Below are 14,940 nucleotides of genomic sequence, written 5' to 3'. Positions count from 1 at the left end.
TTCCTAAAGCGTATTTCAAAATTGCATTCCGACAGGAATGAATTTTCAAACATGCTGTAAAAAAGAATTCACCACTGCGATGCGATCCAAAGAATCCCCACATACGAAAATCTCTGCAGATTCCCGGCATGAAACCACACCGCGGAATCCGCAGAGAAAGTAGTATGTTACTGTGCAAATCCGTTCACAGCAACAGAAATATCAGCCTTTGACAGAACCTGCAACCATACCGTCAACGATTCTCTTATTAAAGAAAATAAACAGAATCAGCATCGGAATGGTGATCAGGATGATATCTGCAAACAGCATATTGTAGCTGCTGGAGAACTGTCCTTTATAGTTATACAGTGTCAGCTGAACAGTGGTATTGTCCGCACCCGGAAGGAAATACAGCGGATTGGTAAAATCATTAAACGTTGTTACTGCTGTTAAGATTATAACAGTTGCACGAATCGGTTTCAACAGCGGATTAATGATCTGGATAAATACCTGCCACGGATTACATCCGTCAATTCGTGCCGCCTCTTCCAGTTCTGTCGGAATAGAAGCCATATATCCGCGGAACAGCATAACCGTAAACGGGGTCTGCAGCGCAATCTCCACCATAACCATACCAAACATCGTCTTATAGATATGAAGCTTCTGCAGAAGGTTAATGGTAGGAAGAATTGCAGCTGGGATCATAAGACCAAGCATGATGACCCAGGAAATGGTTTTCATTACACGGTCGTTACGTCTCTGGATAACATAACCTGCCATAGCACCGGTAAAGATCAGTCCGATAACCGTAAACAGAGTCAGAATAATACTGTTCTTATATGCAGTCAGAAGCTGATAGTTTGCATAGGAAAATACTGCTGAATAGTTTTCAAAATGCAGTTCAGAAGGCCATGCAATATTTAAAAGGTTTGCTTCCTGCTGTGATTTCAGAGAATTCACAAACATGAAGTAGAACGGAATGATAAAGATAATCACAGTTACCAGCACACCGAGAATATCTGCGATCAATAATCTTCTTTTTTCTCTTTTCATTATTGAATTGCCTCCTCTCTCTTCATAAGGAAATGCTGAAGCGGGAATGCAATGCACGAAATCAGTACCAGCATGATTACGTTACCCGCAGTTGACAGTCCATAGAATCCGTATGCATATTCTTTGTAGATAACGGATGCCATAACGTCTGTTGCAAATCCAGGACCGCCTCCGGTCATTGCCCAGATCAGGTCGAAGGTACGGAGACCGCCGATCAGGGACAGAATGATAATGGAGTTCTGGGATGGTGCAACCAGAGGAAGAGTAATGCTTTTCAGCTGCTGCCATGCACTTGCACCGTCAATGGAAGCTGCCTCATAATAGGTCTTGTCAATGGACTGCACACCTGCAATGTAAATAACTACAGAAATGGAAAGACCTTTCCATACATCTGTTGCAATAACACTGTACAGGGCAAGATTGATATCTCCCAGGAAGTTGATCGGAGAAAAACCAATTGCCTGAAGTACGACATTAAAAAGACCCTTGGTAGGATGCATCAATGCACAGAAAGTAAGACCGACTGCCATGGTGGATACCAGATTCGGGAAGAACACGCAGGAACGGATAAATCCCTTCGTACGAATCTTGCTGGTAAGGAAAATGGCGATAAAGAAAGCGATCACAACCTTCAGACCACTGGTCAGGAAGGCATAGATCAGCGTATGTACAATAGAAGAACTCAATGAGTTTTCCGAGAAAAACATCTTATAGTTATCCAGTCCGCAGAACGTTGCCGAATCAAAATTCCATACCGTCATACTATAGTAAAGAGAAGTAACGATCGGGTACAGGAAAAAGATACAGAAAATGGCAAGTGATGGAACTACAAACCAGAAGGAGTATAAATTACTTTTTTTCGATTTAGATTTCATAACATCCTCCTTTATAAAAATGGCCGTCTGTATTCACAGGCGGCCAGTGCTTTGCACAGTTTCAGTCAGGAATTATTCCCAGCCAAGGCCCTGCTGTACTGCAGATTTCTTGCAGTCATCATCATACATCTGAGCTGCTGTTGCGCCATCGATCTGGCCAAGAGCTGCGGATGTGGTGATCTGTTCACAGGTAGAACCCTTTACAGGTGTAAGGAATTCCAGTGCCGGAGCTGTTTTTCCTTCATCAAAATAAGCCTGCATATCTTCACGGATTGCCGGTGCTACGCTGTCCGGAAGGGTATAGCCTTTGATACAGGATGGTCCGTTTGCACCATAGGTGTTGATGTAAAGATCCATGTTTTCTTCCTGATACCAGAAGTCAAGGAATGCAAGTGCAGCTTCTGTATTTGCGCTGTCTTTGTTAATATACCATGCGTTCGGCTCCCATACGGTAAGACCTGCATTCTCAGCGTCATCTCCAGGTACTGCAAATACACCGATGTTCTCTTCTGCTTCCGGATGAGCCGCGATCATAAGCGGAACGACCTGTGTCAGAATGAACCAGTGTGTAGCCTGTCCGGTTGCCATTGCTTCCAGACCGTCTTCATATTTCGCTGCTGTGGAATCTGCATTGTAGAAATCTACCAGGTCTGCATATTTATCCCAGCTTGCAAGAGCGCCTTCATCTGTAGCAAATTTTGCGGTACCGGCAGTAAAATCATCTGCAAAGGAAGGATTCTTTGCCAATACGTTGTAGTTGTCACCAAGGAACAGAACCTGTGTGGTCCAGGTATCTCCGCCGGAAAGATATACCGGTGTTTTGCCTGCATCTTTCAGCGCCTGACAGTTGGATACAAATTCATCCCAGGTCTTTGGAACTTCCAGTCCCAGTTCTTCATAATCCGGTTTCCAGTAAACCACTGCTCCTGCCTGAGTAGTGGTAAATGGTGCACCGTAAACACGGTCATCCTGGCTTACGCAGCTGAGGAATGTATCATCAAATTTCTGAGTCATCTCTTCGTCTGTGATATCAAGGAAGTGTTCCTTCGGATTCAGCGCGGTAAGCAGAGATCCGGAGTTGTAGTTGGTGATATCCGGAAGGTCACCGGATGCACATCTTGTTTTGATGATATTATCACCTTCGGTACCACCCGGGTTGATCTCAACCTGGAATTCCATACCCAGTTCTTCGGTCGCTTTTTCCATAACTGCTTTGGTACCGTCCTGATATTCGGAAACGCTCATCCACATGTTGAGGGTAACTCCCTCATATGGTTTTGCTCCATCCTCTGCAAAAACAGTGGACGGTACAGAACCAAGTGCCATAGCTGCAGCAAGAGATACTGCTACTACTGATTTTTTCATACCAAAAATCCCCTTTCTTTCTGCACAGTTTCGTTCATTTTCTTCTGTGCTTTGTCTCGTTATGCATTCATTATACAAAAGTGAACAAATTATGAACATAGAAATTTCAAAACAAAATAATAGAAAATCCACCAGCTCTTTACAGAAAAACAGCCGCCCGAATTTATACGGGCGGCTGTGCCTTTATTTTATCATGTCAGCAATCATTCAGCTGTCCGCTACGGGATTATTCCCAGCCAAGACCCTGCTGTACTGCGGATTTCTTGCAGTCATCATCATACATCTGAGCTGCTGTTGCTCCGTCGATCTGGCCAAGTGCTGCGGATGTGGTGATCTGTTCACAGGTGGATCCTTTTACAGGAGTAATAAACTCAAGTGCAGGAGCGGTCTTGCCTGCATCGAAGTAAGCCTGCATGTCTACACGGATAGCCGGAGCTACGCTTTCCGGAAGTGTATAGCCTTTGATACAGGACGGTCCGTTTGCGCCGATTGTTTCAACATAAAGGTCAAGGTTCTCTTCCTGGAAATAGAAGTCAAGGAATGCAAGAGCTGCTTCTTTATTTGCGCTGTCTTTGCTGATGTACCATGCGTTCGGCTCCCATACGGTAAGTCCGCAGTTCTCGGGATCATCACCAGGAATTGCGAATACACCGATATTCTCTTCTGCTTCCGGATGAGCTGCGATCATAAGCGGAATAACCTGGGTCAGCATGAACCAGTGAGTAGCCTGTCCGGTTGCCATTGCTTCCAGACCATCGTCATATTTTGCTGCAGATGCGTCTGCATTGTAGAAATCTACAAGGTCTGCATATTTGTTCCAGCTTGCAAGTCCGCCTTCGTCTGAAGCGAATTTTGCTGTGCCGGCTGTGAAGTCTTCTGCAAAGGATGGATTCTTCGCAAGTACGTTGTAGTTATCGCCGAGGAATACCAGCTGGGTGGTCCAGGTATCACCGCAGGAAAGGTAGATCGGTGTTTTGCCTGCATCTTTCAGCGCCTGACAGTTGGATACAAACTGTTCCCATGTTGTCGGAACTTCCAGTCCCAGTTCTTCATAATCCGGTTTCCAGTATACAACTGCTCCGCCCTGGGTAGTGGTAAACGGTGCACCGTAAACACGGTCTTCCTGGCTTACACAGCTGAGGAAGGTCTCATCAAATTTCTGGGTCATTGCCTCATCTGTAATATCCAGGAAATGTTCCTTCGGATTCAATGCGGTAAGCAGAGAGCCGGAGTTGTAGTTGCTGATATCCGGAAGATCACCGGATGCACATCTCGTCTTGATGATGTTGTCACCCTCGGTACCGCCCGGGTTGATCTCAATGGAGAACTCCATACCGAGTTCTTCTGTGGCTTTTGCCATAACTGCCTGAGTTCCTGCGTTATACTCTGTGTTTCCGATCCACATGGTGAGTGTCACGCCCTCATAAGGTTTTGCAGCTTCCTCTGCAAATACGGTTGCCGGCACTGTTCCCACGGTCATTGCTGCTGCCAGCATAGCTGCTAATACTGATTTTTTCATTTCCATGTCTCCTTTCTCGTTATCATGCACAATTCTGTACATTCTCTGTTTTTTAATGGAGTAATTATATCACATGCATTGGGATGTGAACATGGATTATTCAAGCTTTTTGAATAGAAAAATTAGCAATTATTGTTTGTTTCTATATAATATACACAAATAAAACATGCTGTCATATACAGTTTTGTATAAATACATTCAAAAAAGCAGCGAAATATTGTGCTAAATATGTCAAAATTGTTCAAAGTACCCGACAATCAGCTGTTTTCTACCTTCAGCATCCGGTAGCCAATTCCGATATGGGTCTGAATATACTGCGGCGAACCCGGAGTACTCTCCAGTTTTTTCCGCAGTGTTGCCATAAACACGCGAAGAGATGCCACATCATTTTCCCAGCTGCTGCCCCAGACACTCTGGGTAATAAACTTATGTGTAAGAACTTTACCGATATTGCGTGCCAGCAGGCAGAGGAGTTTGTATTCAATCGGCGTCAGATGCAGTTCTTCATCTCCGAGAAATGCACAGTTTGCCGCATAATCAATCCGCAGCTGTCCATTGACAAATACGGCTTCCTGCATCGTGGTGTTCTGCATCAAAACCAGTCTTCTCTGAGTCACACGGATCCTTGCCAGAAGTTCCTCAACAGAAAACGGTTTTGTCAGATAATCATCCGCACCGGCATCCAGCGCATCAATTTTGTCTGTATCCTCACTTCTCGCACTAATCACAATAATCGGCACATTGGACCAGCTGCGGATCCGTTCGATCACTTCGACTCCGTCAATATCCGGCAGTCCCAGGTCCAGAAGGATAATATCCGGATTATGCGTAGCCGTTTCCATTACCGCACTCTCTCCTGTCACTGCGGAGATAAAACGGTAATCATGTGCTTTCAGGGTTGTCGTGATCAGGTTGCGCACAGGCGCGTCATCTTCCACTACCAGTATCTGATATTTACTCATGCAGTATCAGCTCCTCTCTTGGAAGGGTAAATCGGAAAACGGATCCATGCGGAACGTTGTCTTCCACAGAAATCTCCCCTCCATGTGCTTCCACAATCGATTTGCACAGGAACAGCCCCAGGCCCAGACTCCGGCGGCTGTCTGCTATCTTGTTGGAACCACAGTAAAACTTCTCAAATATTTTTTCTTTATCTTCATCGGAAATACCGGGACCGTTGTCCGATACCAGAATTTCCGCCATGTTGTCTTTCCTGCTGATCGTAATATTGATCTCCGAATCCGGCTGCGTATATTTCATGGCATTATCTACCAGATTAATGATGACCTGAATGATCAGTTTTGCATCCACCTTGACCAGAATCATATCATCCTGGCAGTCAACATTCAGCTTATGGGCATTTACTTTGCGTCTGCTGTATCTGACCGCTTCCTCCACAATCTCGCTGAGCAATTCCGTGGAGGTCCGCAAAATCATCCGTCCTTCTTCAATTCTTGTCGCATAAAGCAGGTTTTCCACAAGATTGATGAGCCACATGGAGTCATCATAAATATCCGCATAAAGTCTCTGCTTCGTCTCTTCATCAAAACGGTCTCCATTGCTCATCAGATTGCTTGCATTGCCCGAGATGGAGGTCAATGGGGTGCGCAGATCATGGGAAATGGTACGAAGAAGATTGGCGCGGAGCTGTTCGCTTTCCGCAAGGACTGCCGCAGCTTCTTTTTCACGGGCATTTTTTTCATTCTCCAGAGCCAGGGCACATTCTCCCAGGATGGAAAGCAGAATTCCATGCTCAGAATCATCAAGAGGATGTTCCTCCACGTCAATACCGACCACACCGTACACCCGGTCATCCACATGTAGCGCAAAGTACAGAAATCGTGCATCCGCAAAGTTATCTGTGGTAGCACCCGCAAAATGGTTGTTTTTCAGAACCCAGTCTGCGGTTTCCATTTCTTTTACCACATCATACGTTTTTGCTGTAACTTCACTTATCGGATCTTTTGCCTGAAAAGAACGAAGATTGGCCAGTTTCCCATCCACAACTTCAAAGATCACAATGTTTCGGTTCAAAAGCCGTACAATCTGCCCGGCTGTAACGGTCAGGATTTTTTCTTTATCCTTTGCTTTCGCCAGCAGCTGGTCTGTTTCAAACAGGACCTTGGTCTGATGGGCAATCTTGGCAGATTCTCTGGCCTGCTCTTTATAGCGGATAGCAAATGTACCCGTGATAAAAGCAGTCAGAAACATGACCACAAATGTCACCGGATATCCTGTACCGTAAGCAGCAAACGAAAAACGCGGCACAGTAAACAGATAGTTAAAAATAAAAACACTTGCGACCGAGGACACCAGACTGTATACCCGGTGTGATGTTGCAATGGAAGTCAGCAACACACCAAGAATATAGACCATGATAATATTCGCATCCGTGAAGCCAAGCTGATGAAACAAAAGGCTCAGCAGTGTGGCTCCTACAAGGATTGCGGTACTCTTCGCAGTGTTTTTCAGTATACGATTCATGACATTACCTCCGAATTAATCAGGATGATTTTAACACACTTACCCTGATTAATCTATGGATAGATTTGTATTTTTTGATGACCATTTCACCATGCAGAATCCCTGTCTTATGAACATTCCACCATGCAGAGCCCCTGTCCTATGAGCATTTCGCCATGCAGAAGCTATTCTTCAATGCAAGCACGAACCAGTCACGTGCATGTGACGGAATTTCTTTGTTCCAGAGAAGATACACATCCTGATTATCATCCAGACTGTGAACTTTCAGGCCAAACACCTCTGTTGCATCTGTCTGCTGTATACAAGAAAGCCGAACAAATTCAAAATTCTGTTTATTTTCCAGTGCGCTCTTTTCTGAGAGTAGTACAAGATCTGCGGTTCCATCGGAAAGATTCCGCAAAAGCTTTCCGCATTTCCCGCTGCTTACTGCAAATTCAATATCCGCATTGGTATCTGTACAGTATTCCAGTGCTGCAGCAACTGCGTTCAGCAGCATTGGAGTTTCTGCAGCTATTTTCAGCAGATGTTTGTTAGGAAGCTGCTCTTTTTCCAACATTTTCAAGTTGTTTTCCATCATCATATCTACTCGTCTGGCAATAACATATCCAAACAGAAACATTGCCAGAGTCGTTATCATCAAAATCAAATCTTTCACAGAATCACCTTCTTATTTGTAACTATTTTATCACTGTATTCCGGATAAACGAATCACCAGAGCAGTCTTTCCTGCATGGTGTTAAAACAGTTTATGCAGCATCATGTTAAAACAGTTTTCTGGCATTATATTTTAAAACACTTCTGGATTGCCTTCAGATGGCCCAGCACAAGAATCGATTTGGTTCTTGTCAGAATCGTGTCCGGTGTAACATTCATATTCAGTTTTCCCTCTTCTCTGACGCCAAGAATATTGATGCCGTATTTTTTGCGGATATCTACCTGAATGACCGATTTTCCGCACCATTCATCCGGCACTGCAATCTCAAAAATAGAATAATCCCCGTCCAGTTCAATATAATCCAGAATATCGTTGGAGGTACAGCGGATCGCCGTCCAGGAAGCAAGCTGTTTTTCCGGATAAACCACTTCATCCGCTCCGTTTCGCAGAAGAAATTTCTCCTGAAATCCGGTAGACGCTCTGGCGATGACTTTTCTGGCTCCCAGATCTTTCAGAAGGCATGCTGTCTCCAGCGAATTCTGAAAATTGTCTCCGATTGTTACAATACACACATCATAATTACGGATTCCCAATGAGGAAAGAAACTCTTCGTTCGTGCTGTCTCCAATCTGTGCATTAGTCACAAAGGGAAGGGCTGCATTGACACGCTCTTCATCTACATCCACTGCCATAATCTGATGATTCAGTTCATTTAGTTTCATTGCAATATGTCTGCCAAACCGGCCAAGACCAATCAATAATACGGTTTTCATAAGTTCCTCCTGTGCTATGTTGTATTATCCTGCAAAATAAATATCATCCAACTGTCATTTTTTCCTGCGGAAATCTTGCAGTATTCCCCACTCGCTTCGACAAAGCAGCAAATACCAGAGTCAGTCCTCCCACCCTTCCGAAATACATCAGAATAATCAGAATCACCTGTGAAATTAGTCCAAGCTGTGTTGTAATTCCAAGAGTGAGTCCGACAGTGCCTACTGCCGAAGCCGTTTCAAAGAGACACGCCATCAGAGGAAGCCCTTCTACCCGGCTGATCACAAAAGCTCCTGTCAGATACAGTGTCAGATACATAGTGAGAATCGTAGCCGCATTCCGTACAGTATCCTCTGTAATTCTTCTTTTGAAAAACTGGGTGTGCTCTTTTCTGCTGAATACTGCAATCGATGTAGAAATCAACACTGCAAATGTTGTCGTTTTCATACCGCCCGCCGTCGAGCCAGGAGAACCGCCAATCAGCATCAGAATAATGATAATGGCAAGACCCGTTTCACTGAGCAGCGTCAGATCCACAGTATTAAATCCGGCTGTTCGAGGTGTAACTGCCTGAAACAGAGAATTCAAAATCCGTTCTCCCATGGGCACTTCCGAGAATTCCAGAAAGAAGAAATACAGAGCTGGAATCAGTATCAGAAATGTCGTCGTTACCAGTACGACCTTGCTCTGCATCCGGTATTTTTTCAGGTGGTGTCTGTTTACTTTTATGTCATCCCATGTGACAAAACCGATACCGCCGATTATGATCAGAGCCATAATCGTAATATTGATCACCGGATGGCCGGAATAAGACGTCAAAGATGAAAATGGTGTCCTGCATCCCATCAGATCAAAGCCGGCATTACAGAATGCAGAAATCGAATGGAAAACTCCATACCAGATTCCCTTTGCAATTCCGAATTCCCTGCAGAACACCGGTGCCATCACCACTGCACCAGCCAGTTCAAAGAAAACTGTCATTTTCAGAATAAAACCGGTCAGCCGGACAATACCTCCCACTTTGTGCGCGGAAATCGCTTCCTGCATCGTACTTCTCTGCTTCAGACTGATTTTTCTTCCGGAAAAGATGGTCACTGCCACAGCCATTGTCACAACTCCCATACCGCCAATCTGTATCAGAATAATAATCACCGCCTGTCCAAAAACAGACCAGTACGTTGCCGTATCCTGAACCACCAGACCGGTTACACATACAGCGGAGGTTGCGGTAAATAATGCATCTGTGAAAATCGCTCCCTTTCCATCCTGCGTGGACACAGGCAGCATCAGAAGCAGACTTCCGATCAGGATCACCGCCGCAAATCCGAGAATAATGATCTGCGCAGACGATAAGTGCTTTTTTATCCCTTTCATATGTACAAAACCTCAGTGTTTTTTGTTTTTATTATCTCATCCTGTCCATAAAATGTGTGTTAGGGCATAAAATGCGGCGTTAAGATTCCATTAAGATTCCGTTTTCATGCTAGCCTGCCCGGAGGGCTTTCCTGTGATACATGAAAACAGCCGGAAGAGCTTCTCTGAAGAAGCTTCCCGGCTGTATTATCACATCGTAAATGAAATAACTGATCAGATTTCTTTTCTGTTATAAATGCGAACTGCCAGAATCCATGATCCTGCCAGAATGACTGCATCAAACAGCAGCAATACCAGAACGGCCCCGATGCCTGTTATCGACAGATTTCCTGCTGCCGCTATTCCCGCATTTTCCTCCATAAATCCAAGGATTCCAAAAAGTGATGCAACCAAAATCAGCACTGCATAATAGATCACCCGTCCTTTTTCAACGCCAAGACGAAAAACAGACGGAAGAAGGATACAAGGACTGACCAGACCGGCACTTGGCATAACGATCATCAGCATCCCGTAGGATCTCCAGTCATAATTCCCGGATAATCCCATTTTAACCAGCATGGCGATTCCGATTACCAGTGTCCCAAACGCGAGAAACAACAGCGCAATGATATATTTCACAGAAACCAGTTCTTCCTTCGAATAAGTAAATACTCCAGCATAGACATTCCATTTGCTTTTCTCATCATAGGAGATCAGACTGATGGGAACCACTCCTGCCATCATGATCGGGTAAAACAACAGGAACAGATTATCACTGAATACGGCACCTGCTGCAAAAATAAAAATCAGCAGCATATTCATGCGGCAGTATTTCATTGCCATGTAAAAATCTTTCCAAAGCAAGCCCTTCATATCACTCTGCCTCCTTTATCATAAACACAAACAATTCCTCGATAGTAATCGGGCTGAGCGTCCAGCCGGAAGGTACAGCATCGCGTTTCACGATTGCTTCCGCTCCATACGCAGACTCTTTTTTCCCTTTTACTGCAGAAGGAGGTAATTCCCGAAGCTGTTCGCAGGTACAGTGAACCACACCATATTCTTCCAGAAGAATATCCTTTTCCTCACAGAGAAGCAGTTTTCCCTTATGTAGAAAAGCGATGTAATCACAGATTTTCTCCAGGTCGCTGACTATATGAGATGACATCAGAATGGAATGGTTTTCATCTCTTGTAAATTCATTGAACATGTCAATGACTTCATTTCTCACAACCGGATCCAGTCCGCTGGTGGCTTCATCCAGAATCAGAAGCTTCGGATGATGCGACATGGCCACTGCAATAGAAAGCTTCATTTTCATTCCGCGGGAAAATTCTTTGAATTGTTTCTCACGTGGAATGGATAATTTTCTGAGATAATCCTCAAAAGCTGCTGTGTCCCAGTTATGATAGGTATTTTTCATGATTGTATTCACTTCTGCAGCATTCAGACATTCCGGAAATCCCGCTTCATCCAGAACAACTCCAATATTCTCCTTCAAAAGACGGATATTCTCCAGATGATCTTTCCCCATCACACTGATAAATCCATCATCTTTATGGATCATATCCAGAATCAGTTTAATGGTGGTTGTTTTGCCTGCGCCATTTTCACCGACCAGTCCCATAATGCACCCGGACGGCAGAGTCAGGTTCAGATGATCCAGATAAAAACCAGGGTATGTTTTTGTCAGATTTTTGATTTCGATTGCATTCATTGCATCGTGTCCTCCATGATATAACGAAACATTTCTATGACTTCCTCCCTGCCAAGATTGCAGGAAACGGCAAGCTGTACGATTTTATCCATGTAATCTTCGATTTTGCGAAGATTCTCTTCACGCAGCAGCTCTACATTTTTTGGTGCCACAAAGCATCCTTTGGCAGCTATTGTATAGATAAATCCTTCTTTTTCCAGTTCGTCATAGGCACGTTTGGTCGTCACCACACTGATCCGCAAATCCTTGGCCAAGCTGCGGATGGAGGGAAGCGCTTCGTCCTCCTGAAGCGTACCGTTGATGATCTGCGCTTTGATCTGGGTGTAGATCTGATCATAAATCGGAGCTCCACTTTTATTGTCTATGAAGATGTTCACATGATCACCTCGTTTGTTTTACTGTATATGTACAGTATATACAGTTATAACAGTTTTGTCAATATAAAATAAAGCTTTGTATGATAAGATTCCCGTATGTATATGCAAAACCACAGATCAATAAAAAAAGAGACGACTCGGAAGGATTCCTGTTATCGTCTCTTACTTTTTTAACTATAATGTTTCTTTTTCACTGCTATGCTTATTATTGACTTTTTTACTAACAACTTTTCTTCTGTTCATGTAGCATTATTACTGCTATAAATCATTTATTTCCGTTGTGGGAGTAACTGCTTCTATTTTCTGTCAAATACATACAGGCTGAAAAAGCATGCCATCGTTCCGCCCCATTCCATCTCCATGTTACAGAGCTTCGCCAGTTCTGTGGCATTGATACAGTATGCGGACAGACAGGACGTGCGCATATCCTCATGAGGACACGGTTTGTTTTCTTCCATTGCACAGACAGCACAGAAATTACATGGTCCGCACATAATAGCAAAACCATCCATTTTCATTCCATCTTCCGCCATCTGTTGCATAGCTCGACGAGTCTGCTGAATATGGCGTTTCTTAATCGGTTTGGTCAAAGACGGATCCATCACATCCGTTACCGGTGTTTTTGACTGAAACACAACGGCCTTTCGATACTGCATGACTCTGCCCTGCATTTCCTGCGGCGTACCGCATGCCGGCGGACAGCCATAATTTTTTCCATAGTTCCCGCAGTCATTTTCTTCACACAGCACACGGAATTCCGGTACAAACTGCAGATCCTCCGTATTGATCACTGCCGCATCTTCAAATCCTGCTTCTGCCGCAATTTCATAGATTCGATTCTTATCTGTCATTGTATCACACATGAGATTACCTCCTGCTTATACTGTGAATGTTCCTGCTATCTTCTTGCAAGCTCTCTGGTAATATCTTCCCAGGTCACTCCCTTTTCTGCCATTAATACCATGACATGATACAGGAAATCAGAAATCTCATATTTGATTTCTTCTTTATCCGGGTTCTTGGCCGCAATCACGATTTCGGTACATTCTTCTCCCACTTTTTTCAGAATCTTATCAATTCCCTTATCAAAAAGATAGTTGGTGTAAGAACCTTCTTTCGGATTTTCCCTGCGGTCCAGAATGACATCATATACATCCTGGAACACACGCAGCGGATTCGTATCATCATATTCTTTTTTCATCAGCGGCTGGAAGAAACAGCTTCTGCTGCCGGTATGGCACGCAGCACCGACCTGTGCCACTTTTGCCAGAATCGTATCATTGTCGCAATCCAACGTCAGCGATTTGACATACTGGACATGCCCGGAAGTCAGCCCCTTGGTCCAGAGTTCCTGGCGGCTGCGGCTCCAGTAAGTCATTTTTCCGCTTTTCAGCGTTGTACGGAACGCCTCTTCATTCATATAGGCAACCATCAAGACTTCGTCTGTTTTGTAATCCTGCACCACCACAGGGATCAGACCGTCACTGTTCAGCTTGAATTCTGACCATGGAATACTGCTTTCAAATGTATTGACCGGAATCCCCGCTGTCCGGCATACTTCTTTAAAGCCAAGAAGCTCGGTAGATGCCGCACTTACATAAGCGCCGCTTAATCCCCTGACAGAATTGCTTCCAAGAAGGGAAAGAAGGCTGCTTTCTTCGCTCTCATCCGTATGAAGAATGACCGGAATGGAAGAACCCCCGGCAATCGCATCCTGAACAGCATCCAGCGCCAGTACAGCTCCTGCATAATTTTCGATCAGTTCTTTATGATCCGTAAATTCTTCCACGGAAGAAATGCTTACCATCATTTTATCTTTGCCAAAACGTTTGGATACCTCTTCCAGAAGTTCCACATTTCCCTGTTTGGAAAAATTCAGCACAGTTTTGGCACATCCGGCGTAGATCAGTTTTTTGACATCCTCCATACGTTTGATGTTGCCGGCACCGATCACCGGGATTTCTGATGCTGCACAGATTTCTTTGATTTTTCCAATGGCTTTTTCGTGTTCTTCATCCCCGGAAGAAAAGTCAAAAACCAGAAGCTCATCCGCTCCGTTATCACTGTAGAATTTTGCCAGCGCCTCCACATCCCCGTCACCGAACAGATTTCTCTGACCGAACCCGGTCACTGCCTTGCCGTTCTGCAGATACACACAGGGAATCATTAATTTATTTGTCATAATTTTTTCTCCTTATGCGAGACTCCCCTTCGTGGAGAGCACGTCTGTAATTCGCGGATCATATGAAACAGCCTGATCCAGGGCTTTGGCAAAGCTTTTGAACATCGCTTCCGCCACATGATGATTGTTTCCTCCGGAAAGGACTTTGATATGCAGGTTCATACCGCTGGCATAAGAAATGGCATAGAAAAATTCTTTCACCATTTCTGAAGACATATCTCCGATCTTATCACTGGTAAACTCTGCATCCCAGGCAAAATACGGCCGGCCGCAAAGGTCTACGGCACAGAGTACCAGAGATTCATCCATAGGCAAAATACAGCTTCCGTAACGGCGGATGCCTTTTTTATCTCCGATTGCCTGCTTAATAGCCGTTCCCAGTACGATTCCGGTATCTTCGATCGTATGATGGTCATCCACATGCAGATCTCCATGCACACGGACACAAAGGTCAAACAGTCCGTGTCTGGTAAATCCGTCCAGCATATGGTCAAAAAATCCCACTCCTGTTTCAATATCCGAATAACCGGTTCCGTCAAGAACCAGCTTCAGCTTGATTTCTGTTTCTTTTGTATTCCGTTCTACCGATGCTTCCCGTGCCATAAACTCC

Annotated in this window: 15 protein-coding genes; all 15 read right to left on the bottom strand. The window is 44.5% G+C overall.

Translation table 11 applies throughout. The features are described from left to right. Positions 1-201: 201 nt before the first annotated feature. Entirely contained in the window at positions 202-1,032 is an 831-nt protein-coding gene (locus ACTNEW_RS03200; protein ID WP_441057820.1) for a carbohydrate ABC transporter permease, read from the bottom strand. Continuing rightward, positions 1,032-1,907: a carbohydrate ABC transporter permease gene (locus ACTNEW_RS03195; RefSeq protein WP_441057817.1), complete on the bottom strand. Its 876-nt coding sequence runs from the start codon at positions 1,905-1,907 to the stop codon at positions 1,032-1,034. The genes ACTNEW_RS03200 and ACTNEW_RS03195 overlap by 1 nt, the downstream gene beginning before the upstream one ends. 72 nt (positions 1,908-1,979) lie before the next feature. Then, positions 1,980-3,272: an ABC transporter substrate-binding protein gene (locus tag ACTNEW_RS03190; RefSeq protein WP_441057814.1), complete on the bottom strand. Its 1,293-nt coding sequence runs from the start codon at positions 3,270-3,272 to the stop codon at positions 1,980-1,982. A gap of 226 nt (positions 3,273-3,498) precedes the next feature. Continuing rightward, on the bottom strand, positions 3,499-4,791 hold the full coding sequence (locus ACTNEW_RS03185) for an ABC transporter substrate-binding protein (RefSeq protein WP_441057811.1): 1,293 nt from the start codon (positions 4,789-4,791) through the stop codon (positions 3,499-3,501). A 257-nt stretch (positions 4,792-5,048) separates the two neighbouring features. Then, positions 5,049-5,753, bottom strand: coding sequence for a response regulator (locus tag ACTNEW_RS03180; protein ID WP_441057808.1), 705 nt, complete (start codon positions 5,751-5,753; stop codon positions 5,049-5,051). Next, positions 5,746-7,275: a sensor histidine kinase gene (locus ACTNEW_RS03175; protein WP_441057805.1), complete on the bottom strand. Its 1,530-nt coding sequence runs from the start codon at positions 7,273-7,275 to the stop codon at positions 5,746-5,748. The genes ACTNEW_RS03180 and ACTNEW_RS03175 overlap by 8 nt, the downstream gene beginning before the upstream one ends. A gap of 139 nt (positions 7,276-7,414) precedes the next feature. Next, positions 7,415-7,930 (bottom strand): hypothetical protein, encoded by a 516-nt coding sequence (locus ACTNEW_RS03170; protein WP_441057802.1) that lies wholly within the window; start codon positions 7,928-7,930, stop codon positions 7,415-7,417. A gap of 125 nt (positions 7,931-8,055) precedes the next feature. After that, positions 8,056-8,703 (bottom strand): potassium channel family protein, encoded by a 648-nt coding sequence (locus tag ACTNEW_RS03165; RefSeq protein ID WP_441057799.1) that lies wholly within the window; start codon positions 8,701-8,703, stop codon positions 8,056-8,058. A gap of 43 nt (positions 8,704-8,746) precedes the next feature. Continuing rightward, positions 8,747-10,075: a TrkH family potassium uptake protein gene (locus tag ACTNEW_RS03160; protein ID WP_441057796.1), complete on the bottom strand. Its 1,329-nt coding sequence runs from the start codon at positions 10,073-10,075 to the stop codon at positions 8,747-8,749. A gap of 213 nt (positions 10,076-10,288) precedes the next feature. Next, complete coding sequence (locus ACTNEW_RS03155) at positions 10,289-10,927, bottom strand: ABC-2 transporter permease (RefSeq protein WP_441057793.1); 639 nt, start codon at positions 10,925-10,927, stop codon at positions 10,289-10,291. Between the two features lies 1 nt (position 10,928). Further along, complete coding sequence (locus tag ACTNEW_RS03150) at positions 10,929-11,771, bottom strand: ABC transporter ATP-binding protein (RefSeq protein ID WP_441057790.1); 843 nt, start codon at positions 11,769-11,771, stop codon at positions 10,929-10,931. Then, entirely contained in the window at positions 11,768-12,148 is a 381-nt protein-coding gene (locus ACTNEW_RS03145; protein WP_441057787.1) for a GntR family transcriptional regulator, read from the bottom strand. Before ACTNEW_RS03145 ends, ACTNEW_RS03150 begins: the two co-directional genes overlap by 4 nt. A 296-nt stretch (positions 12,149-12,444) precedes the next feature. Beyond that, positions 12,445-13,011 (bottom strand): DUF2284 domain-containing protein, encoded by a 567-nt coding sequence (locus tag ACTNEW_RS03140; RefSeq protein WP_441057784.1) that lies wholly within the window; start codon positions 13,009-13,011, stop codon positions 12,445-12,447. Between the two features lie 35 nt (positions 13,012-13,046). Beyond that, positions 13,047-14,330 carry a bifunctional phosphoribosyl-AMP cyclohydrolase/phosphoribosyl-ATP diphosphatase HisIE gene (gene hisIE, locus ACTNEW_RS03135; RefSeq protein ID WP_441057781.1) on the bottom strand — a complete coding sequence of 428 codons (1,284 nt, stop codon included), beginning with the start codon at positions 14,328-14,330 and terminating at the stop codon, positions 13,047-13,049. Positions 14,331-14,342: 12 nt separating this feature from the next. Then, positions 14,343-14,933, bottom strand: coding sequence for an imidazoleglycerol-phosphate dehydratase HisB (gene hisB / locus ACTNEW_RS03130; protein ID WP_441057778.1), 591 nt, complete (start codon positions 14,931-14,933; stop codon positions 14,343-14,345). Positions 14,934-14,940: the final 7 nt, after the last annotated feature.

Source organism: Blautia sp. HCP3S3_G3 (assembly GCF_052063365.1).
Taxonomy (GTDB): Bacteria; Bacillota; Clostridia; order Lachnospirales; family Lachnospiraceae; genus Blautia_A.
This window is presented reverse-complemented; position numbering and strand designations above follow the sequence as displayed.